18 protein-coding genes and 1 pseudogene are annotated in these 25,144 nt (G+C 71.7%); 14 read left to right on the top strand and 5 right to left on the bottom strand.

What is annotated here, in order from left to right:
• Positions 1–250: pseudogene (locus FJ694_RS25750) on the bottom strand (hypothetical protein); the annotation flags it as partial.
• Positions 251–554: 304 nt separating this feature from the next.
• The gene (locus tag FJ694_RS25745) at positions 555–1,283 is read right to left on the bottom strand and encodes a hypothetical protein (RefSeq protein WP_157270183.1); all 729 of its coding nucleotides are present in this window, start codon (positions 1,281–1,283) and stop codon (positions 555–557) included.
• A gap of 219 nt (positions 1,284–1,502) precedes the next feature.
• Between FJ694_RS25745 and FJ694_RS25740 the strand changes: the two genes are divergently transcribed.
• The 7 genes from FJ694_RS25740 (at position 1,503) to FJ694_RS25710 (ending at position 10,448) form a co-directional block, all read left to right on the top strand.
• Positions 1,503–2,198: a phosphatase PAP2 family protein gene (locus FJ694_RS25740; protein ID WP_157270182.1), complete on the top strand. Its 696-nt coding sequence runs from the start codon at positions 1,503–1,505 to the stop codon at positions 2,196–2,198.
• A 166-nt stretch (positions 2,199–2,364) separates the two neighbouring features.
• Positions 2,365–3,690 (top strand): OmpP1/FadL family transporter, encoded by a 1,326-nt coding sequence (locus FJ694_RS25735; protein WP_157270181.1) that lies wholly within the window; start codon positions 2,365–2,367, stop codon positions 3,688–3,690.
• 115 nt (positions 3,691–3,805) lie between these two features.
• The gene (locus tag FJ694_RS25730) at positions 3,806–4,489 is read left to right on the top strand and encodes a TetR/AcrR family transcriptional regulator (protein WP_157270180.1); all 684 of its coding nucleotides are present in this window, start codon (positions 3,806–3,808) and stop codon (positions 4,487–4,489) included.
• A 31-nt stretch (positions 4,490–4,520) separates the two neighbouring features.
• Positions 4,521–6,308 carry an acyl-CoA dehydrogenase C-terminal domain-containing protein gene (locus FJ694_RS25725; protein ID WP_157270179.1) on the top strand — a complete coding sequence of 596 codons (1,788 nt, stop codon included), beginning with the start codon at positions 4,521–4,523 and terminating at the stop codon, positions 6,306–6,308.
• A complete protein-coding gene (locus tag FJ694_RS25720) occupies positions 6,308–6,757 on the top strand; it encodes a DUF2147 domain-containing protein (protein ID WP_157270178.1) in 450 nt (149 codons plus the stop codon). The genes FJ694_RS25725 and FJ694_RS25720 overlap by 1 nt, the downstream gene beginning before the upstream one ends.
• 73 nt (positions 6,758–6,830) lie before the next feature.
• A complete protein-coding gene (locus FJ694_RS25715) occupies positions 6,831–9,221 on the top strand; it encodes a 3-hydroxyacyl-CoA dehydrogenase/enoyl-CoA hydratase family protein (RefSeq protein WP_157270177.1) in 2,391 nt (796 codons plus the stop codon).
• A 24-nt stretch (positions 9,222–9,245) separates the two neighbouring features.
• Positions 9,246–10,448, top strand: coding sequence for an acetyl-CoA C-acyltransferase (locus FJ694_RS25710; protein WP_157270176.1), 1,203 nt, complete (start codon positions 9,246–9,248; stop codon positions 10,446–10,448).
• 23 nt (positions 10,449–10,471) lie between these two features.
• Here FJ694_RS25710 and FJ694_RS25705 read toward each other — a convergent pair whose 3' ends face one another.
• Complete coding sequence (locus FJ694_RS25705) at positions 10,472–10,909, bottom strand: hypothetical protein (protein ID WP_157270175.1); 438 nt, start codon at positions 10,907–10,909, stop codon at positions 10,472–10,474.
• A gap of 130 nt (positions 10,910–11,039) precedes the next feature.
• Between FJ694_RS25705 and FJ694_RS25700 the strand changes: the two genes are divergently transcribed.
• From FJ694_RS25700 to FJ694_RS25675, 6 genes are all read left to right on the top strand, one after another.
• The gene (locus tag FJ694_RS25700) at positions 11,040–11,597 is read left to right on the top strand and encodes a DedA family protein (protein ID WP_157270174.1); all 558 of its coding nucleotides are present in this window, start codon (positions 11,040–11,042) and stop codon (positions 11,595–11,597) included.
• Positions 11,598–11,662: 65 nt separating this feature from the next.
• Positions 11,663–12,049: a type II toxin-antitoxin system HicB family antitoxin gene (locus FJ694_RS25695; RefSeq protein ID WP_157270173.1), complete on the top strand. Its 387-nt coding sequence runs from the start codon at positions 11,663–11,665 to the stop codon at positions 12,047–12,049.
• Positions 12,050–12,108: 59 nt separating this feature from the next.
• Positions 12,109–13,539 carry a cobyric acid synthase gene (locus FJ694_RS25690; RefSeq protein ID WP_157270186.1) on the top strand — a complete coding sequence of 477 codons (1,431 nt, stop codon included), beginning with the start codon at positions 12,109–12,111 and terminating at the stop codon, positions 13,537–13,539.
• Between the two features lie 108 nt (positions 13,540–13,647).
• The gene (locus FJ694_RS25685) at positions 13,648–14,673 is read left to right on the top strand and encodes an SDR family oxidoreductase (RefSeq protein WP_157270172.1); all 1,026 of its coding nucleotides are present in this window, start codon (positions 13,648–13,650) and stop codon (positions 14,671–14,673) included.
• A gap of 110 nt (positions 14,674–14,783) precedes the next feature.
• Positions 14,784–16,823: a PAS domain-containing hybrid sensor histidine kinase/response regulator gene (locus FJ694_RS25680; protein WP_198320995.1), complete on the top strand. Its 2,040-nt coding sequence runs from the start codon at positions 14,784–14,786 to the stop codon at positions 16,821–16,823.
• Between the two features lie 74 nt (positions 16,824–16,897).
• Positions 16,898–17,281 (top strand): hypothetical protein, encoded by a 384-nt coding sequence (locus FJ694_RS25675; RefSeq protein ID WP_157270170.1) that lies wholly within the window; start codon positions 16,898–16,900, stop codon positions 17,279–17,281.
• Positions 17,282–17,465: 184 nt separating this feature from the next.
• On the opposite strand, the gene FJ694_RS25670 is transcribed toward FJ694_RS25675, so the two are convergent.
• A complete protein-coding gene (locus FJ694_RS25670) occupies positions 17,466–18,578 on the bottom strand; it encodes a T6SS phospholipase effector Tle1-like catalytic domain-containing protein (protein WP_157270169.1) in 1,113 nt (370 codons plus the stop codon).
• A gap of 544 nt (positions 18,579–19,122) precedes the next feature.
• Here FJ694_RS25670 and FJ694_RS25665 point away from each other — a divergent pair.
• Positions 19,123–23,787 carry a PDDEXK-like endonuclease domain-containing protein gene (locus tag FJ694_RS25665; RefSeq protein ID WP_157270168.1) on the top strand — a complete coding sequence of 1,555 codons (4,665 nt, stop codon included), beginning with the start codon at positions 19,123–19,125 and terminating at the stop codon, positions 23,785–23,787.
• Positions 23,788–23,809: 22 nt separating this feature from the next.
• On the opposite strand, the gene FJ694_RS36795 is transcribed toward FJ694_RS25665, so the two are convergent.
• Entirely contained in the window at positions 23,810–24,628 is an 819-nt protein-coding gene (locus tag FJ694_RS36795) for a PEP-CTERM sorting domain-containing protein (protein ID WP_198320994.1), read from the bottom strand.
• Positions 24,629–25,144 lie beyond the last annotated feature (516 nt).

Here is a 25,144-nt window from a genome sequence, read left to right as displayed (position 1 = left end):
TGCCGCCCGCGGCCGGCGCACGGCCGGCCGGCGTTGCTGCCGGCTGCGCCGGCGCGGCCGCCTCGCCCGGCGCTTCGGCGGCCGGCCGCGGCCAGGCCATCACCGACAGTGCCTGCGCCGCCGTGCCGGGCTGCGCCGCCATCACGACCACGGGCGTGTGCGCGACGGGCCGCGGCACCAGCAGCATCCAGCCGGCGGTGGCCGACAGCGCCGTCAGCGCCAGCACGCCCAGACCTTGAACTCCCCTCATCGCCATCTCCTCGTGTTGCCCGGGGACGATGCGTCCGCAACCGGGCCGCCGTCCGCGCCCGCTGCCGGCGGGCCTCTCTCATGCACCTGCACACAAGGTAGGCGCGCCGCGCGGCCGCCGCCTCCCCAGGGAGGTCTAGGTGCGAACCCGCGGCGCATGGCTCCGATGGAGGCAAGCCCCCGCCCAGGGGAGCCAGGCGCGGTGCGGCCAGGTCTCCCCCGGAAGCGGGGGCGGGAAAGCGCGAGGGGTTGGCCGAGCCGGCCGCCTGCTGCGCCGGGCGCGCGGAGGTCCGCTGCCTTCGGGCTCAGAACCGCGGCGGCTGCTGGGCCGAGGCGGCGTCCTGGCGCAGGCTTTCCTCCAGGTCGTCGAGCTGCTCGCGCGCGCGCGCCTGCAGCGCCGGCTGCGGGATGCGCAGCACGGTGTTGAGGGCCGCGCGCAGGTCGTCGTCGGTGCCCGAATGGGCCTCGACCCAGGCCTCGTAGGCCTCGATGCGCACGCGCTCGGACGAGTCCGTTTCCATGAGCGAGCGCAGCGTGCCTTCGGGCAGCATCAGCCCCTCGGCGCGCGCGTGCATCAGCGCCTGGTAGCGCACCGACTCGGCCGGGTCGCGCAGCCGCGGCAGCAGCCGGGAGACGTCGGGCGGGGCCAGCTCCGGGGCGGGGGTCAGCGCCGCCACCGGCGCCGCCGGCTGGGCCTGGGCCGTGGCCGACGGGCCGCAGCCCGGCAGCCCGCGCGCGCCCTGGCGGCACAGCTCGGCCAGCACCCAGGCCGGCGGCCGGTGCTGCACGCGGATGCTGGCGCTGCCGTCGGCGTGCAGCTCCACCTCCGGCGCGCCGGCATCGGGCGCGGCGCCGCTGCCCGTGACCTGCGGAAAGGCCAGCAGCGAGCCGCGCGACGCCGCATCCGCCGGCTCGGCTGCCGCGGTGGCCGCCGGCTCGGCCTGCGGCGGCCGGGCCAGCCCGTGCAGCAGCCATCCCGCGCTGGCCGAGCCGAGCACCAGCGCCAGCATCCCGATCCCCGATTGCAAGCTCATTGCCATTCCTTCTCCGCGCCGGTGCAGCCCGCCACAGCGCAGGCATAGTCCGGCGCTCGCGACAAATCCAGCACCGCCGCCGTAGCCGTTGGCACAGGAGGTAACGGCCGCGCGCACCGGCCCGCGATCGCGGCCCGCAGCGCCGCTGCAGGCAGCCGGCATGCCGGGCGGCGGCGCGGGGGGCGCAGGCGCGGTCATTCAATCGAGGAAAGGAACGGCATGGACAGGTGGTGGACCCGGCGGCCCGAGCCGCGCGTGCTGGCGGCGCTGCTGGCCGCGGCGGCGGGGCTGTGGCTCTTCATGGCACTGGGCGACGACATCGGCGAGGGCGAGACGCACGCGCTGGACCGCGCCCTGCTGCTGGCGCTGCGCAACCCGGCCGACCCGGCCGATCCGCTGGGCCCACGCTGGTTCGAGAGCTTCATGCGCGACCTCACCGCGCTGGGCAGCCATGGCGTGCTGGGCCTGCTGCTGCTGGGCGTGGCCAGCTTCCTGTTCCTGGCCGGGCGGCGGCGCACGGCGGTCTCGGTGCTGGCGGCGTGCCTGAGCGGCGCGCTGCTGTCGGACCTGCTCAAGGATCTGTTCGGCCGTCCGCGCCCGGACCTGGTGCCGCACGGCGCCTACGTGCTCACGCCCAGCTTTCCCAGCGGCCATGCGCTGCTGGCGGCGCTGGTGTACCTGACGCTGGCGGCGCTGGTGGCGCGGCAGCTGACACGGCGGCGGTTGCGGCTGCACGTGATGGCCTGCGCCGTGGTGCTGACGGTGCTGGTGGGTGCCAGCCGTGTCTACCTGGGCGTGCACTGGCCCAGCGACGTGCTCGCCGGCTGGATCATCGGCGCGGCCTGGGCGCTGGCCTGGTGGGGCATCGCGCAGTGGCTGCGGCCGCCGCCGCAGGCGCATTCGCCGGAACGGTGAGCGCCCCGGGCCGCCGCCGCCGGCCGTTGCCCGGACGCCACAAGCTGGCGTTGTCACGGACTGAAACCGCCCGACATGGGGATCATCCTGTCCCACCTGAGAGGGAGGCGCGCGGCGCGCATCCCGTTCCAACCGCTCGATCGACTCGTTTCGCAGGAGACAACGCATGACAAGGATCTCGACGCCCGCCCGCCCGTACAGCAGCCGGCTCAAGGCCGTGCCCGCCGCGCTGCTGGGGCTGCTGGGCTGCTCGCTGGCGCAGGCCGCGGGTTTCCAGCTGCTGGAGCAGAACGCCAGCGGCATCGCCAATGCCTACGCCGGCTCGGCCGCGGCCACCGACAACGCCAGCACCATCTTCTTCAACCCCGCGGGCATGACCGAGCTGCGCGACCGCGAGGTCTCGCTGGGCGGCTCGGTGGTGGACATCAGTGCCAAGTTCCGTGACAACGGCTCCCAGGTCGGCGCGCTCGCTGCCGCGGGCAACGGCGGCAACGCGGGCACGACCAACTTCGTGCCCAACGCCTACCTAAGCTGGAAATTGAGCCCGCAACTGTGGGCCGGCATCGGGGTGAGCGCACCGTTCGGGCTCAAGACGGAGTACGGGAATCCGTGGGTCGGCGGCGCCCATGCCCTGCACTTCGACGTCAAGACCATCAACATCAACCCGTCGCTGGCCTTCAAGGTCAACGACACGCTCTCGCTGGGCGCGGGCGTGAGCTACCAGCTGCTGGACGCGGACTACCTGCGCCTGGCGTCCGTGGCCACCCCCGGCCTTGCCGCCTCGACGGTGAGCTTCAAGGCCGATGACTGGTCCCTGGGCTGGAACGTGGGCCTGCTCTACAAGCCTTCGCCGGACACCCGCGTGGGCCTGTCCTACCGCTCGGCCATCAAGCACACCGTGTCCGGCGACCTGAAGGCGGGCGGGCTGGCTGGGGGGGTGCTGGCTCCGGCCGTCAATGGGCCGGCGTATGCACGCATCAAGCTGCCCGACACCGTGCTCCTGTCGCTGGCGCAGCGCGTGAATCCGCAGTGGGAACTGCTGGGCGACCTGTCCTGGACCGGGTGGGACAGCATCCAGGATGTGGACATCCGGCGCAGCGGCCCCACCGCGGCCAACCCCGACGCCGCCAACGGCCCGCCGGCGCAGACGCTCAAGGCCAACTTCCGCAACTCCTGGCGCATGGCACTGGGGGCGAACTACACCCTCGACAGCGCCTGGACGCTCAAGGGCGGCCTGGCCTACGACCGCACACCGGTGCGCGGCCCGAGCACCACGCTGGTGTCGCTGCCCGATGGCAACCGCCTGTGGCTGACCGCGGGCGCCCAGTGGCGCCTTTCGCCCGACAGCCGCATCGATTTCGGCGTCGCCTACATCCGCGTCAAGGACCCCAAGATCGACAACGACGAGGTGGCCCTGGGCCGTGGCCGCGTCACCGGCAGCTACGACAACCGCATCTGGATCCTGGGCGCGCAGTACTCGCAGTCCTTCTGATTCCTGCCGGCGCCGCGCCGCGCCGCGCGGCGCCGCGCTACGCACAAACCCCGGCTTGCGCCGGGGTTCTTCATGTCCCTAGAATAGAACGAACGTTCGTATTCCAGGCGATGCCATGACCCCAGCCCTGCGCTCTCCCGACGCTGCCGCCGATGCCCGCTCCGGCAAGGGGCGGGCCACGCGCGCGGTGATCCTGGACGCGGCGCTGACGCACGCGCTGCACGCGGGGCTGGAAGGCCTGTCCATCGGGCTGCTGGCCGAGCACACGCGCATGAGCAAGTCGGGCGTGTTCGCGCATTTCGGCTCGCGCGAGGAACTGCAGATCGCCGTCATCCGCGAGTACCACCGCCGCTTCTCGGCCGAGGTGTTCGAGCCCGCGCTGCGCGTGCCGCGGGGCTTGCCGCGGCTGCGCGTGCTGTTCGAGAACTGGCTGGAGCGGGTCACGGCGGAGCTGGCCGCGGGCTGCATCTACATCAGCGGCGCGGTGGAGTTCGACGACCGCCCCGGCGCCGTGCGCGACGCGCTGGTGGCGATGGTGGCGGACTGGCACGCGGCGCTGGAGCGCGCCATCGAGCTTGCGCTTGACGAGGGGCACCTGCGCGCCGAGGCCGACGCGGTGCAGCTGCGCTTCGAGATCCACGGGCTGATCCTGGCCGTGCACCACGACGCGCGGCTGCTGCGCCGCGACGACGCGCCGCGCCGCGCGCGCGCCGGATTCGACCGCATCGTCGAGCGCTGGGCCGCGGCGCCCGGCGGCGCCGACGCCACCGTCTCCCCATCGCCTGCCGCGCGCGGCTGAGCCCCTTCAACAGCCTTTCGAGGAGAAGCCCATGCCCCAGTACACGCCCCCGCTGCGCGACATGCAGTTCGTGCTGCACGAGATGCTGCAGGTCGCCGAGGTGTTCAAGGCCATGCCGCGGCACGCGGATGCCGACGCGGACACCATCAACGCCGTGCTGGAGGAGGCGGGCAAGTTCGCCGCGCAGGTGGTGCAGCCGCTCAACGCCGTGGGTGACCGCGAAGGTTGCACGCTCGACAAGGACACGCATGAGGTGCGCACGCCCACGGGCTTCAAGGCGGCCTACCAGCAGTTCGTCGAGGGCGGCTGGGGCGCGCTGTCGTGCGACCCCGGGCATGGAGGCCAGGGCCTGCCCATCGTGCTCAACCAGTGTCTCTACGAGATGCTGAATTCCGCCAGCCAGGCCTGGACCATGTACCCCGGCCTCTCGCACGGCGCCTACGAATGCCTGCACGCGCACGGCACCGAGGAGCAGAAGGCCCTCTACCTGCCCAAGCTCACCAGCGGCGAGTGGAGCGGCACCATGTGCCTGACCGAGCCGCATTGCGGCACCGATCTGGGGATGCTGCGCACGAAGGCCGAGCCGCAGCCCGACGGCTCGTACCGCCTCACGGGCCAGAAGATCTTCATCTCCGCCGGCGAGCACGACCTGGCCGAGAACATCGTGCACCTGGTGCTGGCGCGGCTGCCCGACGCGCCCCCGGGCAGCAAGGGGATCTCGCTGTTCGTGGTGCCCAAGTTCCTGCCCCAGGCCGACGGCGGCCTGGGCGAGCGCAACGGCATCTTCTGCTCGGCCCTGGAGCACAAGATGGGCATCCATGGCAACTCGACCTGCCAGATGGTGCTCGAAGGCGCGCACGGCACGCTCGTGGGCGAGCCGAACCAGGGGCTGCAGGCCATGTTCGTGATGATGAACGCGGCGCGGCTGGGGGTGGGGATGCAGTCCCTGGGCCTGACCGAGGTGGCCTACCAGAACGCCGTGGCCTATGCCCGGGACCGGCTGCAGATGCGCGCGCTCTCCGGCCCCAAGGCGCCGGACAAGCCGGCCGACCCGATCATCGTGCACCCCGACGTGCGCCGCATGCTGCTGACGGCGCGCGCCTATGCCGAGGGCGGCCGGGCGCTGGCGATGTACAGCGCGCTGCTGCTGGACCAGGCGCACGCGTCCGAGGACGAGGACGAGCGCCAGGAGGCGGCCGAGCTGCTGGCGCTGCTCACGCCCGTGGTGAAGGCCTTCCTCACCGACAACGGCTGGATCGCCACCTCCGAGTGCCTGCAGGTCTTCGGCGGCCACGGCTACATCGCCGAGTGGGGCATGGAGCAGTTCGTGCGCGACGCGCGCATCAACATGATCTACGAGGGCACCAACACCATCCAGGCGCTGGACCTGCTGGGCCGCAAGGTGCTCGCCGACAACGGCCGGCGCATGAAGATCTTCGGCGCCAAGGTGCGCGAGCTGATTGAGGAGGAAGGCGTCAACGAGGCGATGCAGGAGTTCGTCAACCCGCTGGCGGACCTGGGCGACAAGGTCGTGAAGCTCACCACCGAGCTGGGCTTCAAGGCCTTCCAGAACCGCGACGAGGTCGGCGCCGCGGCGGTGGACTACCTGCGCGTGTGCGGGCACCTGGTGTTCGCCTACCTGTTCACGCTGCAGGCGCGCATCGCGCTGCAGAAGCAGGACGAGGACGCGTTCTACCGCGCCAAGCTCGCCACCATCCGCTTCTACTTCGCCAAGCTGCTGCCCGAGACGGCCATGCTCATCCGCCGCGCGCGCAGCGGCGCGCAGCCGCTGATGGCGCTGGACGAGGCGCTGTTCTGATGCGCGCGCAACTGCTTGGCGCCGCGGCGCTGCTGGCCGTCGCGGCCGTGCCGGCGGCCGCCTGGGCCCAGCCGGCCACGCCGGTGGGCCTGTGGCGCACCATCGACGACGCCACCGGGCAGCCGAAGTCGCTGGTGCGCATCACCGAGTCCGGCGGCGTGCTCTCGGGCCGGGTCGAGCAGGTGCTGGACCCGGCCAAGGCGGACTCGCGCTGCGACGCCTGCAGCGACGAGCGCAAGGGCCAGCCCGTGCTGGGCATGACGGTGCTGCGCAACGTGCGCCAGGAGGAGCCCGGCCAGTGGGGCGGCGGGGACATCCTCGACCCGAACAACGGCAAGGTCTACAAGGTGCGGCTGCGGCCCGAGGACGGCGGCAGCCGCCTGGGCGTGCGCGGCTACATCGGGCTGCCGGCGCTGGGCCGCAGCCAGACCTGGCAGCGCGTGGAATAGCGGCGCCGCGGCGCGCCTTTCCTGGTCGCTTGCCCCTCGATTTCCTCTCCAAGCTTTCCAAGGAGACTTTTCCATGAGTCGATTCCAGGTCCGCAAGGCCGCCGTGCTCGGCGCCGGCGTGATGGGCACGCAGATCGCGGCCCACTTCATCAACGTGCGCGTGCCGGTGGTGCTGTTCGACCTGCCGGCGAAGGAGGGGCCCAAGAACGCCATCGTCGCCAAGGCGGTGGACAACCTGAAAAAGCTGAAACCCGCGCCGCTGGCGCTGGCCGAGGAAGGCGCGCTGATCCAAGCCGCCAACTACGACGACGACCTGGCGCTGCTGGCCGAATGCGACCTGGTGATCGAGGCGATCGCCGAGCGCATGGACTGGAAGCAGGCGCTCTACGAGAAGATCGCGCCGCACGTGGCGCCGCACGCCATCGTCGCCTCCAACACCTCGGGGCTGTCGATCACGCAACTGGCGCAGTCGCTGCCCGAAGGCCTGCGCACGCGCTTTTGCGGCATCCACTTCTTCAACCCGCCGCGCTACATGCAGCTCGTCGAGCTGATCCCGGCGCCGCAGACGGCGAGCGAGATCCTCGACCAGCTGGAGACCTTCGTCACCACCGGCCTGGGCAAGGGCGTGGTGCGCGCCAAGGACACGCCCAACTTCGTCGCCAACCGCGTCGGCGTGATGAACATGCTGGCCACGATGGTGGAGGCCGAGCGCTTCGGCCTGACGTACGACGTGGTGGACGACCTCACCGGCAAGAAGCTCGGCCGCGCCAGCTCGGGCACCTTCCGCACCGCCGACGTGGTGGGCCTGGACACGCTGGCGCACGTGGTCCGCACCATGCGCGAGCAGCTGCCCGACGATCCGTTCAAGGAGCACTTCGCCACGCCGCCGGTGCTTGCCGGCCTGATCGAGCAGGGCGCGCTGGGCCAGAAGGCCGGCGCGGGCTTCTACCGCAAGCAGGGCAAGGACATCCTGCGGCTCGACCCGGCCAAGCGCGAGTACGTGCCTTCGGGCGCCAAGGCCGACGAGATCGTCGGCCGCATGCTGAAGAAGGCACCGGCGGAGCGGCTGAAGCTGCTGCGCGAATCGACCAACCCTCAGGCGCAGTTCCTATGGGCGATCCTGCGTGACGGCTTCCACTATGCGGCGGTGCACCTGCAGGACATCGCCGACTCCGCGCGCGAGGTGGACCTCGCGCTGCGCTGGGGCTTCGGCATGAGCCAGGGCCCCTTCGAGCTGTGGCAGGCCGCGGGCTGGGCCCAGGTGGCGCAGTGGGTGCGCGAGGACGTCGAGGCGGGCAAGGCCTTGTCGAATGCGCCGCTGCCGGCCTGGGTGTTCGAGGGGTCCGTGGCCGAGCGCGGCGGCGTGCACGTGCCGGAGGGCTCGTGGAGCGCCTCGCAGGCGCGCTTCGTGCCCCGGCGCGAGCTGCCGGTGTATGAGCGCCAGCTGTTCCCCGAGACCGTGGCGGGGCTGGGCGCCGATGCCCTGAAGTCCGGCACCGAGCTGTTCCGCGAGCCCGAGCTGCGCGCCTGGACGCTGGACGGCGAGGTGCTGATCGCCAGCATCACCTCCAAGCTGCACCTGATCAGCCCGGATGTGACCGCGGCGCTGGTGAAGGCGGTGGAGCTGGCCGAGAAGCAGTTCAAGGCGCTGGTGATCTGGTCGCCCGACGAGATGTTCTCGGCCGGCGCGAACCTGGAGTCTTTGATGCCGGTGTTCATGGCCAAGGGTCCGGCCGGCATCGGGCCCGAAGAGCAGAAGATGCAGCAGATGATGCTGCGCGTGCGCTACGCCGGCGTGCCGGTGGTGGCCGCGATGCGCGGCATCGCCCTGGGCGGCGGCTGCGAGCTGGCGGTGCACTGCGCCAGGCGCGTGGCGGCGATGGAGAGCTACGTCGGCCTCGTCGAGGTCGGCGTGGGCCTCATCCCCGGCGCCGGCGGCCTGACCTACATCGCGCGCCGCGCCGCGGAGAAGGGTGCCGCCGCACCCAACACCGACCTACTGCCTTTCCTGAAGGACGGTTTCACGGCCGCAGCCATGGCCACCGTCGGCACCAGCGCGCTGGAGTCGAGGAAGCTGGGCTACCTGCAGGACGGCGACGTGGTCGTGCCGCACAAGGACGAGCTGCTGTTCGTGGCGCTCAACGAGGCGAAGGCACTGGCCGCTTCCGGCTGGCGGCCGCCCTTGAAGAAGGCTTTCCCGGTGGCGGGCCGCTCGGGCATCGCCACCATCGAGGCGCAGCTCGTGGGCATGCGCGACGGCGGCTTCATCAGCGCGCATGACTACCGCATCGCCCGCATGATCGCCGACGTGATCTGCGGCGGCGACGTGGACGCCGGCACGCCGGTGACCGAGGAATACCTGATGGCCCTGGAGCGCAAGCACTTCTGCGCGCTGCTGGGCCACCCCAAGACCCAGGAACGCATCATGGGCATGCTGCAGACCGGCAAGCCCGTGCGCAACTGAACACCGAACACGAGGACACACCACATGAGCACGGTGCAAGTTCAGGAGGCCTACGTCGTCGCGGCCACGCGCACGCCCATCGGCAAGTCGGGCCGCGGTTACTTCCGCAACACCCGGCCGGACGACCTGCTGGTGGCCGCGCTGCGTGGCGCGCTGGCGCAGGTGCCGTCGCTGGACCCGGCGGCGATCGAGGACGCCATCGTCGGCTGCTCCTTTCCGGAAGGGGAGCAGGGCATGAACGTGGCGCGCCTGGGCGTGCTGCTGGCCGGGCTGCCGTCGTCGGTGGGCGGCGCCACGGTGAACCGCTTCTGCGCCTCGGGCCTGACGGCGATCCAGATGGCGGCGGACCGCATCCGCGTCGGCGAGGCCGACGTGATGATCGCCGGCGGCGTCGAGTCGATGAGCCTGGTGCCCATGGGCGGCAACAAGCCGTCCTTCAACCCGGAGATGTTCACGCGCGACGAGAACGTGGGCATCGCCTACGGCATGGGCCTGACGGCGGAGAAGGTGGCGGCGCAGTGGAAGGTGAGCCGGCAGGCGCAGGACGAGTTTGCGCTGGCCTCGCACCAGAAGGCCGTCGCGGCGATCGCCAGCGGCGAGGTGCGTGACGCCATCACGCCGGTGGAGGTGGTGGAGCGCCGGCCCGACCTGGCCACGGGCGAAGTCATCAAGACCACGCGCCTGGTGGACACCGACGAAGGCCCGCGCCCCGACACCACGCTCGAAGGCCTGGGCAAGCTGAAGCCCGTGTTCGCCGCCAGGGGCAGCGTGACCGCGGGCAACAGCTCGCAGACCAGCGACGGCGCCGGCGCGCTGATCCTGGCCAGCGAGGCGGCGGTGAAGCGCTTCAACCTGCAGCCGCTGGCGCGCTTCGTGAGCTTCGCGGTCAAGGGCGTGCCGCCGGAGATCATGGGCATAGGCCCGATCGAGGCGATTCCCGCGGCCCTGAAGTACGCCGGGCTGCAGCTCTCCGACATGGACTGGATCGAGCTGAACGAGGCCTTCGCGGCGCAGGCCATCGCGGTGGTGGACAGCGTCGGCATCGACCGCGCCAAGCTCAACCCCTATGGCGGCGCCATCGCGCTGGGGCATCCGCTGGGCGCCACGGGCGCCATCCGCGCTGCCAACCTGATCCACGGGCTGCGCCGGCGCGGCGGGCGCTACGGCCTGCTCACGATGTGCGTGGGCACGGGGCAGGGCGCGGCGGGGATCTTCGAGCGGCTGTGAGGCCCATGTCCCCGGCGGGCTGATCAGCGCTCGCGCATCAGGGCGATCCAGCCCTCGGGGTCGCTGCTCCTGAGCTCGGCCAGTTCCGCGCGCAGCCGCCGCAGGCGCTGCGCGCGGTTTTCCTTCTTGAGCTCGCATACCTCCTGGGCGAGCTGCTTGAAGCGCCTGAGCGCCGGCTGCTCCTGCTGCGCGGGCGGCAGCGCGTCCACCAGCGCTTCCACGGCGTCCATCAATCGGCCGATCTGGCGACCGTAGCTGTAGCGGGCGAGCACCGCCTGCTCCACTTCGGGGGCCGAGGAGTTGCCGTGGTTGACGGTGACGTTGCCGAAGCTCCAGCCCGGGTTGACCGGCTGCCAGAGCTGGTCCGGGGCGAACTTCAGCCAGCCGCCGTCGCCCCCGGGCGGCCAGCGCAGGGTCCAGGCCCAGCCCTCGCGGCCGGACGTCGTGGCGTCGTTGCTCAAGGAAGCCTCCTGTCGTGATGCCCCAGCGGGCGCCGGTCGAGGATAGTCACGGCCGGTGCCGCGGCGGCACGCGGCTTACCGATTGCTACCGGGCGGCCCGGGTTGGGTCCCGGCCGCGCAAGGAGGAGCGATGAACCTGGGCACCCTCATCGAAACCCACGGCTACTGGATGCTGGCGCTGGGCTGCCTGCTCGAAGGTGAGACGGTGCTGGTGCTGGCCGGATTCGCTGCGCACAAGGGGCGGCTGGAGCCGGAAGCGGTGCTGTCCATCGCCACGGTGATGGCGATGGTGGGCGACCAGATCTACTTCTGGCTCGGCCGCTGGCGCGGGCCGCAGCTGCTGGAAAGGCATCCGAAGCTCGCGGCCAAGGCCGAGCGCGTGCACGTGCTGCTGGAGCGCTGGCACGCGCCGCTGATCATCGGGCTGCGCTTCGCCTACGGGCTGCGCATCGCGGGGCCGCTGTTCATCGGCGCGTCGCCGCTGCCGGCCTGGCGCTTCATCCTGTTCAACGGCATCGGGGCGGTGATCTGGGCGGTGCTGGTGGGCGGCATCGGCTGGGTCTTCGGCGCCGCGGCGCAGGCGCTGCTGGGCGAACTGCAGCACTACCAGATGGCGCTGATGGGCTCGCTCCTGGGCGCGGCGCTGCTGGTGTGGCTGTGGCGGCGGCATCGGCGGCGAGTGCATTGACAAAACGGTACTCGCCTGGAATTTGTGTATTCGTGTGTATATTGAGCTTCCCGCCAGGAGTTGCCATGCTGTATCCCGTCTACGTGCACATGGGTGACGCCACGCACGCGCACGGCGTGACCTTTCCAGACTTCCCGGGCTGCTTCGCCGCGGCCGATGACTGGGAGGGATTGCCCAACGCGATCCAGGATGCCGTGGAGGCACACTTTCACGACGAGCCCGAGGCGGTGCCGCCGCCCACCCCGCTGGAACAACTGGCCCGCGATCCGCAATACGAGGGCGGCGTGTGGCTGCTGGCCGAGGTGGACCTGAGCCGCCTCGACGCCAGGCCGGTACGGCTCAACATCAGCCTGCCGGCGCACCTGGTGCAGCGCATTGACGCGTGGGCCGACGCGCACCACATGACGCGCTCCGGGTTCCTCGCCAAGGCGGCGCAGGAAGCGATGCGCTGAGGCTCGTGTCCAATCCCGTCTTCGCCGACAACGGAGGAGACGGATTGGGACAAGCCGTGATGGTGCTGGGCACCACCAGCGGGGCGGGCAAGAGCTGGCTCGCCACCGCGCTGTGCCGCTGGTATGCGCGCCGGGGCCTGAAGGTCGCGCCCTTCAAGGCGCAGAACATGAGCAACAACGCGCGCGTGGTGCCGGGCCTGCACGGCCGCACGGGCGAGATCGGCAGCGCGCAGTACTTCCAGGCCCTGGCCGCGCGCGCCGTGCCCGAGGTGCGCATGAACCCGGTGCTGCTGAAACCCGAGCGCGACACCGCCAGCCAGGTCGTCGTGCTGGGCCAGGCCCGGCCGGACCTGATGGCCGTGCCCTGGCGCCACCGCAGCGAGCTGCTGTGGCCGCCGGCGCGCCAGGCGCTGCAGGAGCTGCTGGCGGAGAACGACCTGGTCGTCATCGAGGGCGCGGGCTCGCCCGCCGAGATCAACCTGCACGCCAGCGACTACGTGAACATGCGCACCGCGCTGGCCGCGCGCGCGGCCTGCCTGCTGGTCACGGACATTGACCGCGGCGGCGCCTTCGCGCACCTGTACGGCACGCACGCGCTGCTGCCGGCCGAGGAGCGCGCGCTGATCCGCGGTTTCGTGCTCAACCGCTTCCGCGGCGACGCGGCGCTGCTGGCGCCGGGACCGCAGCAGCTGCGGGACCTCACCGGCGTACCCACGGTCGGCGTGCTGCCGATGTGGCGCGAGCATGGCCTGCCCGAGGAGGACGGCCTGCACGACGCCGAGGGCGCGCGCGGCGAGGGCCTGCACGTCGCCGTGGTGGCGTACCCGCGCATCTCCAACCTCGACGAGTTCCAGCCGTTGCGCCGCCTGCCCGGCGTGCGCCTGACCTGGGCGCGCACGCCGGCCGAGCTGGCGGGCGCGGACTGGATCGTGCTGCCCGGCTCCAAGCACACCAGCGGCGACTTGGCGTGGCTGCGCGCACAGGGCTTCGAGGCGCCGATCCGCCGCCACGCCGCCGCGCACCGGCCACTGCTGGGCGTGTGCGGCGGGCTGCAGATGCTGGGCCGCGCGCTGCACGACCCGCATGGCGTGGACGGCGCCGGCCCGGGGCTGGACCTGCTGCCGCTGGAAACCACCTTCGCGGCGGAAAAGCTGCTGCGCCCGGGCCGCGTCGGCTTCGAGGCACTGCCCGCGCCCTGGGGCGCGCTGTCCGGCCTCGCGTTCGAGGGCTACGAGATCCGCCACGGCCGCACGCAGGCCGTGGACGGCTGCGCCGTGGCGCTGCGCAACGAGGCCGGCGAGCCCATCGGCTGGCAGCGTGGCAGCGTGCTGGGCCTGTACGCGCACGGGCTGTTCGAGTCGGGCGACGTGCTGCACGCGCTGTTCGGCGCGCGGGTGCGGCCGCTGGACGCGGTGTTCGACGGGCTGGCGGACTTCATCGACGGCCACTTCGAGCCGGGCGTGCTGGAGGCGCTGGCGCGGGGCGCCTGACGGGCCCGGCCAAGGTGTGGTTGCGCACGCAGCGCGCACCCGGGAATGGGCGTTGCCGACCGCCGTGCTTCCGCCGCCCTCCGGCGGCCGCAGTGAAGGAAGCATTCCATGGATTCCCCCGACGACTCCGCCATCCCGCCGCGCCGCGGCGCCCTGCGCCTGGGCGCGGGCCTGGCCCTGCTGGGCACCGGCGCCACGGCCACCGCGCAGAACGTCCCGGCCGGCGGCGCGCCCGCGCCCGGCGCCGCGGCGCAGCCGCCGCAGGACCCGCGCAGCGCCTACGCGCGCCCGCCGTTTCCGAAGCAGGAGCAGCCGCGCCCGGGCCTGACCAACAAGATGACGCCGCGCCCCGACCACGGCGAGCGCAGCTACCGCGGCGCCGGCAAGTTGCTTGGGCGCAAGGCGCTGATCACCGGCGGGGATTCCGGCATCGGCCGCGCCGCGGCCATCGCCTACGCGCGCGAGGGCGCCGACGTGGCCATCGGCTACCTGCCGGCCGAGGAGGAAGACGCGCGCGAGGTGGTGCAGCTCATCCGCGCCGAAGGGCGCAAGGCCGTGACGCTGCCGGGCGACATCCGCAGCGAAGCCTTCTGCCGCCAGATGGTCGAGGAGGCCGTCAGGCAGCTCGGCGGCCTCGACATCCTGGTCAACAACGCCGCCTTCCAGCAGGCGCGCGACTCGCTGGCCGAGATCACCACTGAGGACTTCGACGCCAGCTTCAAGACCAACGTCTACGCCATGTTCTGGATCACCAAGGCGGCGCTGCCGCATTTGAAGCCTGGCGCGGTGATCATCAACACGGCGTCCATCAACGCCTACGACCCCTCGCCCGAGATCTCGGATTACGCCGCGACCAAGGCGGCGATCACGTCGTTCACGAAATCCTGGTCGCGCCAGCTCACGCCCAAGGGCATCCGCATCAACGCCGTGGCGCCGGGGCCGTACTGGACGCCGCTGCAGCCCAGCTGCGGCCAGAAGATGGAGCGTCTCACCAACTTCGGCGGCGACACGCCCATGGGCCGCCCGGGCCAGCCGGCGGAGATCGCGCCGCTGTACGTGCTGCTGGCGGACCCGGCGTCGCCCTTCACCAGCGGCGACATCTTCGGCAGCACGGGAGGCAAGCCGCAGGGTTGAGGCCGGGCCGCGAACCCGGGCCTGCCGGACCTTCTTCCGGTGGGGTCCGGGACTGTCCCGGGACGGCCAATTGCTGACCTGCCTTGTCTTTTCACGCCAACTTTCCCGCCGTGCCTGTCGATGATGAACCCTTCGCCGCCCGGGCTGCCGCTGGGCCGTCCGGCGCGGCGGCTCCAGCGCCCGCCGCCGTGGTGTGGCACGCCGCCGCCCACGGCGGCATCGAGATCGAGAACCCCTCCTGGAGTGCCTTCACCGGCCAGCGCTTCGACGAGTACCGCGGCTGGGGCTGGAGCCAGGCCGTGCATCCCGACGACCGGGCCGAGGTCGCGGCGCGCTGGCGCCAGGGGCTGGCCGCGCGCGCGGTGGTGCTGCTGCAGTACCGGCTGCGCCGCTTCGACGGCGAGTACCGCGAGGTCATGGCGCAGGGCGCGCCGGTGTTCGCCGCGGACGGCGGCATCCGCGAGTGGGTGGGCACCTGCGTGGACGTGACGGCCGAGCGCCGCGCGCAGGAGGCGCTGCGCGCCAGCGAGGAGCGGCTGCGCTTCCTGGACCGCATCGGCCAGGCCGTGCGCGGCCTCAACGACGCCACCGAGATCATGGCCGTCACCGCGCGCATGCTTGGCCAGCACCTGGGCGCCACGCGCTGTGCCTATGCCGACGTGGAGCCCGACAACGACCGCTTCACCATCCGCAGCGACTGGGCCCGCCCGGGCGTGCCCAGCAGCGCCGGCGTGTACTCGCTGGACCTGTTCGGGCCACAGGCCACGTTCAACCTGCGCCGAGGGCGCCACCTGGTCGTCAACGACGTGGACCGCGAGCTCGGCGACGACGGCGGCGGGCGCATGTTCAACGCCATCGGCATCAAGGCCATCGTCTGCGCCGGCTTGGTCAAGGGCGGCCGCCTGGTGGCGATGATGGCCGTGCACCAGGCGCGGCCGCGGCGCTGGAGCGAGGCGGAGATCTCCGTGATCGCCGAGGTGGTCGAGCGCAGCTGGGCGCACATCGAGCGCGTGCGCGCCGACGCGCTGCTGCGCGAACAGGACCGGCACAAGGACGAGTTCCTGGCCACGCTGGCGCACGAGCTGCGCAACCCGCTGGCGCCGATCAAGTACGCCATCGCGCTGCTGCGCATGTCGGCCGACCCGGGGCGGCAGGCGCAGGCGCAGAACATCATCGACCGGCAGGCCACGCACATGGCGCGGCTCATCGACGATCTGCTGGACGTCTCGCGCATCAGCCGCGGGCTGATCACGCTGCAGCGCGAGGTGGTGCCGCTGCGCCGGCTGATGCAGGAGGCGGTGGAGACGGCGCGCCCGGCCATCGAGGCCGCGCAGCACCGGCTGGCGCTGCAGCTGCCCGACGACGCCGTGCTGCTCGACGCCGACCCGGCGCGCGTGGTGCAGGTCATCGGCAACCTGCTGACCAACGCCGCCAAGTACACGCCCGACGGTGGCGACATCCGCCTGGCCGGCTGGAGCGCGGGCGCGCGCGCGGTGGTGGAGGTGGTGGACAACGGCATCGGCGTGCCGCCGGACCAGCAGGGCAAGCTGTTCCGGATGTTCACGCAGCTGCACCACAGCGCCGCGCGCGCCAAGGGCGGACTGGGCATCGGCCTGTCGCTGGTGAAGAGGCTCGCCGAGATGCACGGCGGCAGCGTGCGCATGCACAGCGACGGGCTGGACGAGGGCAGCACGTTCACGGTGGAGCTGCCGCTGGCGCCCGTGGCGCGGCCGCCCGTGCCGATGGCGCCCGCACGCTCTGAAGGCGCACGCTCGGCGCTGCCGCGCGTGCTGGTGGTGGAGGACAACCCGGACGGGCTGACCATGCTGGTGGCGCTGCTGCAGGCGCTGGGCCACCGCGTGGCCTGGGCGGCGGACGGCCCCGCGGCGCTGTGCCAGGCGCGCGCCTTCGACCCGCAGCTGGTGCTGCTCGACCTGGGCCTGCCGGGGCTGGACGGCTACGAGGTGGCGCGCCGGTTGCGCGCCGAACCGCAGACCTCGGGCGCGGCCATCGTCGCGCTCACCGGCTGGGGCGCCGAGAGCGACCGGCGCCGCACGGCCGAGGCCGGCTTCGACGGGCACCTGACCAAGCCGGTGGAGCTGGACGCGCTGCGCGCGCTGCTGGCTCAGCACGCGCGGGTGTCGGGCTGAGGCAGCGGACATCGGCGCCGGCAGGGCATGCGACTTGCCGACCTTCGGGTTCCATCATTCCTCTGGAGAGCACCATGCCTGGATTCCTGGTCGGCCTCGTCATCGGCGCGGTTGCGATGTCCGCGTACTCGAAGAAGAAAGGCGGCGCGTCGCTGATGTCGTCGCTGCCGTCCCTGTCCTCCCTGGGCGTCGGCGGCAAGTCCTACCGCGAGACCGCGGCCTCGGGCGGGCGCGTGGACGAGTTTTCCAGCGCGGCGCAGTCGCCCATCCGCTCGGAGAACGTGTCCTCGGTCAACGCGGGGGACGGGACGCCCTCGGGGAGCAGCAGCGCCGGGACCGGTTCCAGCGCCAGTTCCGGCTCCGGCTCCAGCACCCTGGGCCAGCCGCTGACGGGCGGCACCGGCTCGGGCCTGGGAGGGCAGAGCCCAGCGGCGGGGTTGTCGGAGAGCCGGCATTGAGCGGCTGATCCAGCGTTCGGGCGCGCCACGGCTGAAGCCGTGGCGGCTGCGGCCAACAGCCGCTCGCGGTCCTGTGCCGGACGGTGCCCGCCGCCATCAAGACTGCGGTATTGAATTCACCGGCTAAATTGGGGCCCTACCTGTACCAGAATGGTTTGCTGGATGGTACAGGCCGCTGACATATTCACTCCAGCAGCTGATAAGCATTTGCCGGCCAGCGCGTGCTGACATAACAGGGGTTCAGCCGCAGGTAAGCGACAAGATTGTCCGGCCGGTAGGGATCACGTTGCAGCTCCTTCTGGCGTTGCAACACGCTCTCGTGGACATATTCCCAAGTGTTGAATTCATCCGAGTTGCCCGATGCGCGGTGCGCATCCAGCATGCGCTCATACCGGCCCATGACCTCGAATGCGGGCGACATGGAGTTGACCAGCCTTCCGGTCGGCTTCGGGCGCGTGGACAGATTGACGAGATTGTCGTCGAAACGCAGCCTGGTGCGGTCCTGCACGCGCTCGATCATCCAGCGGAAGGCCACGTCGGATAGCCCGGTATCCGGATAGCCTCCGCCGATATTGGAATGGGCTCCGGCAAACCAGGCCTGCTCCAGCCAGTTCCTGTCCTTGTCGCGCACGGGCTGCTGCCAAAGCGTCGGCGCAAAGGGCTTGCGCTTCTCGTCGATGGCCAGGGCGTGAAACGCATTCTTGATATGGCTGCTCAGCTGGGTATCGTGGAAATCGTACCGCTTGTGCAACAGCCGATTCAGCAGGCCGACGGGCACGCCGAGCGCACCGACCGTATCCCAGACACCGACGCATTCGATCTCGACGCCTTCGTGGGCATAGTTGTTGCGGAAAATCTTCGCGGCTTCGGAGGTCGGGCTCTTTTCCGGATCACGGTCCCGATACAACTCATAAGCCTGCCCGATCATGCCTTCGAACTGCAATTTCAACAGGCCGCTGTTGCGGATCAATCCGGCGAGGCTGCGCACCGTATAGGCACCGCGACTGAATCCGAAAAAGTACAACTGGTCTCCAGGCGTGTAGTTATGCACCAGGAATCGATAGCAATCCATGATGTTGTCGTCGATACCACGTCCCGTGGCGCCGCCGACGGCCTTGTCGAGGGCATTTCCGGTGCCCACGCCTTTCAGGTAATAGGCTATTTGCGACACCCCGTCTTCTGCCACCGGGCACAGGGTTCTTGCAATCTTCAGCACGTTGGTTGAAACGTCCACATCATCGTCGTCGCCATCCGGTGCATTCCAGGTCCCGTCCGCACAGATCACAAGCCGTCTCATGAGTGTCTCCTGGTTTCGGGCAGCTTTGCCGTTTCCTGTTCGAGGCCGGAAAACGGCGTGCTGGAGCAAGTTTGCGCGACCCGGCATTTGCGGAGACAACACGACAAATCATGCAGCCACCACGGTGCAGGGTCGTCCGCCATATTGATCCGGTTCGAAAGCGCAATCGCTCTCATGCGGCCGTCATGGTGACCTTGGTCCAGTGGCAATCCAGGAGCGGTTGCGGTTTGAGGCCAGCGAATGGAGCCGGATCGGCGGGTTCGACGCTGTCTCCTTCTCTCAAGGTCCGCAGACGCCGGCCGCTGCCTGCCTTCCACTGCGTTCCCGCTCCGCTTACTGTTTTTTTTCTCAGCTGGCTCACGCCATGAGCCATCCGCTCTGCTACCGTCCCCATTCGTCCGGCGGCCCCAGCGCCGCCGGGCGCTGACGATTCCACCCCGCGCCGCCGCGGGCGTGCCAGCGCCGCTCCAGCGCCTGCCCGCCGTCCCGCGCCGGCCGCCCAGTCCCCCGAACCAGAAAGCCTGCAGTCTTGGAGCACGCACGCATGCCGACACCCCGGGAACTCCTCGGCCGGCTGTTCGAATACATCGCTGAACAGGCGCGCGACATCGATCCGCGCGCCTTCGACCTCTCCCGCTTCGCGTCGCTGTTCCTGCGCGAACCGGCCCAATTGCTCGGCCTGCCCGGCCTCGAGTTCGACCGCCTCGACGCCGACGGCGCGCCGCTGTGGCTGCGCGTGCCGCGCCTGGAGCCCGTCGCGCCGCCGCCGGCCGAGGAGCGCTTCCGAAAGCTCCTCGTCGTCCCGGGCGACCCGGCCGGGCCGCCGCCGTCCGTCGATCAGTCCCAGCTCGACCACGCCCTGAACGACATCGCCCGCTTCGCGCTGCGCCTGGCGCCCGCGGCCGGCGCCGAAGCCGCACCGTCGGACAGCCGCGCGCTGGCCGTGCCGGCGCAGGGTGCGCTGGACGACGAGCTGCGCGAGCGCATCGAGCAGGCGCAGGCGCGCTTCCGCGCCGCGCTGCAGCGGGCGCTGGACGACGTCAGCGCCCGCTGGCGCGCCTGGGCCGACGTTGAAACGCCGCGTCGGCAAAGCATCGCGCTCTACGGCGAGCTGTTCGCGCTCATGCACCAGCTCGAAGCCCAGCAGACGAGCAAGCCGGTCGAGCTGGTCTGGGGCCTGGGCGTGGCGACCTGGCGCCTGCAGTGGGAAGACAAGCCCTTCACGTTCCGCTGCCCGCTGCTGACGCAGGCGCTGGAGATCACGCTCGATGCCGACACCCTGGCGCTGGAGCTGCGCCCGCGCAGCACCGCGCCGCGGCTGGAGCTCGATGCCTTCATCGCCTGCCAGGTGCCGGGCGCGGCGGAGCTGGAGATCTCCGGGCGCGAATGGTTGAGCCAGCAGCCGCTGGCGCCGTCGCCGTTCCAGCCCGAGGCGATCGAGCCGCTGCTGCGCCGCATCGCCGGCACGCTCGACCCGCAGGGCCGCTACCTCGAAGTGCTGGCCGCGGGCGGCGCCGTGCCGCCGGCCGGCGAGCACCTGGCCGTCACCGACGGCTGGGCGCTGCTGGCCCGGCCGCAGTCCAACAACTACCTGATCGACGACCTGCGCCGGCTGCGCGCCGGCCTGGAGGCGCTGCCCGACCTGCCCGGCGGCCCGGCCGCGCTGGTGACGCCGCCGCCCGACACCCCCGCTGACGCCGCGCCGCTGCCGCGGCTGCGCGGCCTCTCCAGCCGCGGCGGCGATGAGGACGGCAGCGGCGAGGTGCGCGAGCTGTACTTCCCGCTGCCCTACAACCAGGAGCAGGTCACGATCGTGCAGCGCCTGGAGCGCAGCGACGGCGTGACGGTGCAGGGCCCGCCCGGCACGGGCAAGACGCACACCATTGCCAACATCATCTGCCACTGGCTGGCCACGGGCCGGCGCGTGCTGGTGACCTCGCGCGGCGAGCCGGCGCTGCAGGTGCTGCAGGACAAGATTCCCGCGGAAGTGCGGCCGCTGACGGTGGCGCTGCTGTCCAGCGACCGCGAGGGCCTGCGCCAGTTCCAGGGCGCCATCGAGGCGATCCAGCACCGCGTCTCGCAGCTCGACCCCGAGGACGCGCGCCGGCGCATCGCCGCCACGCACGAGGCCATCGAGCTCGCGCACGCGGAGCTCGCGCGCATCGACCGCCGCGTGGACGCCATCGCCCGCGCGCAGCTGTCCACGGTGGAGATCGACGGCCGCTCGCTGCGCCCGCAACAGCTCGCCGAGCTGGTGCGCGAGGGCGAGCGGCGCTTCGGCTGGTTCGACGATGCGCTGGGCATCGGCGCCGACGCGGCACCGCCGCCGGACGAGGCCGCGGCCCAGGCGCTGCGCGAGGCGCGCCGCCGCCTGGGCGTGGACCTGGCCTACCTGGCCGAGCCGCCGCCGGCCATGGAGACGCTGCCGGAGTCGGCCGCGCTGGCGCAGCTGCACCAGGCGCTGCAGCGGCTGCGGCGCATCGAAGGCGAGCTGGCGCGCGGCGCGCTGCCCGCGCTGCAGGGCGAGCCGGAAGAGGCGCGCGCGCTGCTCGCGGCGGTGGAAGCGGCGCTGGAGCCGGCGCAGGCCTTCGAGAACACCGGCCAGGACTGGGCCCGCACGCTGCGCGCGCGCCTGGCCGAGCCCGGCTTCGAGGCCGAGCGCGAGGCGCTGGCCAAGCTGCTGGCCGAGGTGCCGGCGCTGGCGCAGCGCCGCGGCGAGTTCCTGCAGCGCCCGGTGGATGTGCCCAACGACGCGCTCGGTTGCACCCGCACCCGCGAGGCGGTGGAGCGCGCGGCGCGCCATGGAAAACCGTTCGGCTGGCTGCCGTTTGGCGACAGCGACGCGCGCCGGCGCGTGGCCGCCATCCGGGTCGAGGGCCGCGAACCGGCCACGGCCGAGGACTGGGCGCTGGTGCAGCGCTTCATGGCGCTGCAGTCGGCGTTTCAATCGCTGCTGCTGCGCTGGCAGCGGCTGGCGCCGGAGCTGGGGCTGCCGGCGCTGGCCGACGAGGGCGCGGGCGCGCTGCGCAAGCTGGAGCGGCTGGCGCTGATCGCCGGCCTGGCGCTGCGGCTGGCGCAGGACGTGGACGCCGCGCTGCCGCGCCGCGCGCAGGCGCTGCTCGCCGTGAACCCGCTGCCGGCGCCGGGCGGCGGCCACATGGTGTCGGTGGAGCAGCTGCAGCGGCTGCACCGGCAACTGAAGCGCCACCTCACGCACGAGGCCCTGGCCTCGGCGCCGCGCCAGCGGCAGGCGCTGCTGCAGCGCCTCGTCCGCGGCGGCGCGCTGGGCCAGCGCTGGCGCGACTTTCTTTCGCAGGATCTGGGCGGCGCGGGCATCGACGCCGAAAACTTCGCCGCGCGCGAGGCCGCGCTGCGTTTGGAAGGTGAGCGCGTGGCGGCGCTGGCCGATGCGCTGGCCGCCGTGCGCGAGGGCGCCGACCGCTTCGAGGCCGCCGGCGCGCCGCGGCTGGCGCAGCGGCTGCGCGGCGTGCCGGCCGCGCCGGGCCAGGAAGACGCCGTGCTGCCGCCGGACTGGCGCGAGGCCTGGACGTGGGCGCGCGCCCGCGCGCACGTCGAGGGCATCGAGGCCCGCGCCGAGCTCACAAAGCTGTGGGCGCGCCGCGCCGAGCTGGAGCAGGGCCTGTCGAAGCTCTATGAAGGCGTGGTGGCCCGCGCCGCCTGGCTGGCGACGCGGTCCGGCGCCTCGCTCAAGGTGCTCTCCGCGCTGGCCGGCTATGCCAACGCCATCCACCGCATCGGCCAGGGCACGGGGCCGAACGCCGCGCGCTACCGGCGCGACGCGCAGGCCGCCATGCGCGACGCGGCGCCAGCGGTGCCGTGCTGGATCATGAGCCACGCGCGGGTGTCGGAATCGATGCCGGCGGACATCGGCGCCTTCGACCTCGTGATCGTGGACGAGGCCAGCCAGTCCGACCTGTGGGCGCTGCCGGCCATCGCCCGCGGCAAGAAGGTGCTGGTGGTCGGCGACCACAAGCAGGTCTCGCCCGACAGCGGCTTCATCAGCAGCGCCCGCATCGACGACCTGCGCCAGCGCTTCCTGGCCGAGCAGCCCTTTGCCGCGGCCATGACGCCCGAGAAATCGCTGTACGACCTGGCGGCGCAGGTGTTCGCCGGGCAGCAGGTGATGCTGCGGGAGCATTTCAGATGCGTGGCGCCGATCATCGAGTACGCCAATCGCAATTTCTACGACCACGGCGTGCAGCCGCTGCGCGTGCCGCGCGAGGGCGAGCGCATCGACCCGCCGCTGGTGGACCTGTTCGTGGAGGACGGCCGCCGCGACCACCGCGACCGCAACGATGCCGAGGCGCAGGCGATTGCCGACGAGATCGGCGCGGTGCTGGCCGACCCGCGCCTGGCCGGGCGCACGCTGGGCGTGGTGTCGCTGCTGGGGCTGGAGCAGGCGCGGCACATCGACACGGTGGTGCGCGCGCGCTTCGACGCGGCCGAGCTGCTGCGCCGGCACTTCACCTGCGGCGACGCGCGCACCTTCCAGGGCAGCGAGCGCGACATCATGTTCCTGTCGCTGGTGGTGGACGCGCGGCAGTGCCGGGCGCTGTCGGGCAACGGCGCGGAGCAGCGCTTCAACGTCGCGGCCAGCCGCGCGCGCGACCGCATGGTGCTGGTGCGCTCGCTGCGCATGGAGGACCTGTCCGAGAAGGATTTGCGGCGCACGCTGCTCGCGCATTTCGAGAACCCGCTGCCCGGCGACGCGGCGGACGAGGCGGGGCAACCGCTGCGCGCGCTGTGCGAATCCGGCTTCGAGCGCGAGGTGTTCGACGCGCTGGTGCAGCGCGGCTACCGCGTGCGCCCGCAGGTGCGCGCCGGGGCCTGGCGCATCGACCTGGTGGTGGAGGGCGGGCATGACGCGCGGCTGGCGGTGGAGTGCGACGGCGACGCCTTCCACGGCCCCGAGCGCTGGCAGCAGGACGTGCAGCGCCAGCGCGTGCTGGAGCGCGCCGGCTGGGTGTTCTGGCGCTGCTTCGCCTCGACCTGGACGCTGCACCGCGACGCGGTGCTGGCCGAGCTGCTGCAACGCCTGGCCGAGCTGGGTATCGAGCCGCTGGGCGGCGCGCAGGTGCCCATGAACCTGGTGGAGCGGCGCACGTGGCGGGCGCCGGCCGCGTCGGCCGAGGCGCTGCGGCGGCTGGAGGAGGGGGTGGCGGGCGAGGCCGCGGCGGACGGGCCCTGAAGCCCGTCCCGTCCCGGCGCCGTCAGGCCTGGCGGCGGCGCCGGCTCGTCAGCGCGCCCAGGCCCAGGGCCAGGCCGGCCAGGGCCAGCGTGTCGGGCTCCGGCACGGCGTTGGGCGGCGTCGAGGGCGTGGCCATGCCGCCGTCGTTCACGGGCGTGCCGGTGCTGGGCGTGCTGGTGCCGGGCAGCTCCGTGCCGGGCGTGCCGGGCGTGCCGGTGTTGGGAACCGCGGCGGGCGCCGACAGCAGCGTGAAGGTCGCGAGCTGCTCGAAGAAATTCAGGCTGTTGTTCGTGAACGACTGGTCGGCCAGCGAAACGCGGAAGGACAGGCCCTTCGTGTCATTGAAGAGGAAATCGATCCAGTCGATGGAGTAATCCGCTTCCGCATCGCCGATCGGGCCTTCCACGGCGGTCACGATGCTCGTGACGGTGAAGGCTTGCGAAATGTCCGCCAGCTGGAGCGTGAAACTGGCGCTCAGCTCCAGCTTGTTGGTTTCGGCCTTGGTGATTTCAGGCGGGCCGTCCAGTTCCTTGCCCTTGTCCTTGCCGGTGCCCTTGATCTTGCTGGGCTCGCTGTCGTTGAAGCGGATGCTGCCGACGCTGAATGGGGCCGCCACGCCGAAGTCCGTATTGAAATTGACGGGGCCGGTCGCTGCCAGGAAATCGACGCCCAGCTGGTTGGTGCTGCCTGAACCGTAGGACGACGAGCTTCCGCCGTGGACGAACGCGATGTTCGTCAGCGTGAAGGACACCGGCGCCGCATGCGCGCCGCTCAGCAGCGACGCCGCCGTCGCCGCGGCGGCAACGGCCTTGAAAAGGGTTTTCAGGGGCTTGCTGGACATATGTGGACCTTTGTAGTTTTCCGAAATGAAGGGCCGGCGACAGGCCTTGGAAACTCAAACGCAGTTTGCATGCCATGCCCCGGAGTTCCAGTCCTTTCAATGGCTTGCGGTATTTGTAATGTCGTGAAGCCCGTCTTTGTCAAGTTTTCCGACATATTGCCAAATAACTGTATCTGCTGACATCTGGAGTATTCGGGCAGACGCGTGGCGTGGCCGTCACGCATACCGTGGAATTTGCAATGCCATGACATTTGGAGGTGAATTTCGATGTAGCCGCCGGGCCTGGGAAATTTGATTCGATGGTCGAGATTCCGGGGCGATGAATCGGGAAAGCCATGGGCGCCGCGGATGCCGGCCGGATCGGGGGCGGCGTCCTGGAGCCCGGGCGCCGGTGCCGGTGGGATGCTGCCTGCCGCCGCGGCGCCGGCCCGGTTGTGGGCCCTGCGTCACGGTCCGGCCACCTTCCCGGGGCGGGGCTGCGCGCGGCTCACGCACAATCCCGCCCTCGCGGCAGTG

The organism is Azohydromonas aeria, from assembly GCF_009760915.1.
Lineage (GTDB): Bacteria > Pseudomonadota > Gammaproteobacteria > Burkholderiales > Burkholderiaceae_C > Azohydromonas > Azohydromonas aeria.
The sequence above is the reverse complement of the archived record's forward strand: the minus strand, read 5'-3'. Positions and strand labels throughout refer to the sequence as shown.

Bases quoted from the DNA above. Each gene is read 5' to 3' on its own strand.
- FJ694_RS25745 (WP_157270183.1), bottom strand. From the start codon at position 1,283: ATGAGCTTGCAATCGGGGATCGGGATGCTGGCGCTGGTGCTCGGCTCG.
- FJ694_RS25740 (WP_157270182.1), top strand. From the start codon at position 1,503: ATGGACAGGTGGTGGACCCGGCGGCCCGAGCCGCGCGTGCTGGCGGCG.
- FJ694_RS25735 (WP_157270181.1), top strand. From the start codon at position 2,365: ATGACAAGGATCTCGACGCCCGCCCGCCCGTACAGCAGCCGGCTCAAG.
- FJ694_RS25730 (WP_157270180.1), top strand. From the start codon at position 3,806: ATGACCCCAGCCCTGCGCTCTCCCGACGCTGCCGCCGATGCCCGCTCC.
- FJ694_RS25725 (WP_157270179.1), top strand. From the start codon at position 4,521: ATGCCCCAGTACACGCCCCCGCTGCGCGACATGCAGTTCGTGCTGCAC.
- FJ694_RS25720 (WP_157270178.1), top strand. From the start codon at position 6,308: ATGCGCGCGCAACTGCTTGGCGCCGCGGCGCTGCTGGCCGTCGCGGCC.
- FJ694_RS25715 (WP_157270177.1), top strand. From the start codon at position 6,831: ATGAGTCGATTCCAGGTCCGCAAGGCCGCCGTGCTCGGCGCCGGCGTG.
- FJ694_RS25710 (WP_157270176.1), top strand. From the start codon at position 9,246: ATGAGCACGGTGCAAGTTCAGGAGGCCTACGTCGTCGCGGCCACGCGC.
- FJ694_RS25700 (WP_157270174.1), top strand. From the start codon at position 11,040: ATGAACCTGGGCACCCTCATCGAAACCCACGGCTACTGGATGCTGGCG.
- FJ694_RS25695 (WP_157270173.1), top strand. From the start codon at position 11,663: ATGCTGTATCCCGTCTACGTGCACATGGGTGACGCCACGCACGCGCAC.
- FJ694_RS25690 (WP_157270186.1), top strand. From the start codon at position 12,109: ATGGTGCTGGGCACCACCAGCGGGGCGGGCAAGAGCTGGCTCGCCACC.
- FJ694_RS25685 (WP_157270172.1), top strand. From the start codon at position 13,648: ATGGATTCCCCCGACGACTCCGCCATCCCGCCGCGCCGCGGCGCCCTG.
- FJ694_RS25675 (WP_157270170.1), top strand. From the start codon at position 16,898: ATGCCTGGATTCCTGGTCGGCCTCGTCATCGGCGCGGTTGCGATGTCC.
- FJ694_RS25670 (WP_157270169.1), bottom strand. From the start codon at position 18,578: ATGAGACGGCTTGTGATCTGTGCGGACGGGACCTGGAATGCACCGGAT.
- FJ694_RS25665 (WP_157270168.1), top strand. From the start codon at position 19,123: ATGCCGACACCCCGGGAACTCCTCGGCCGGCTGTTCGAATACATCGCT.
- FJ694_RS36795 (WP_198320994.1), bottom strand. From the start codon at position 24,628: ATGTCCAGCAAGCCCCTGAAAACCCTTTTCAAGGCCGTTGCCGCCGCG.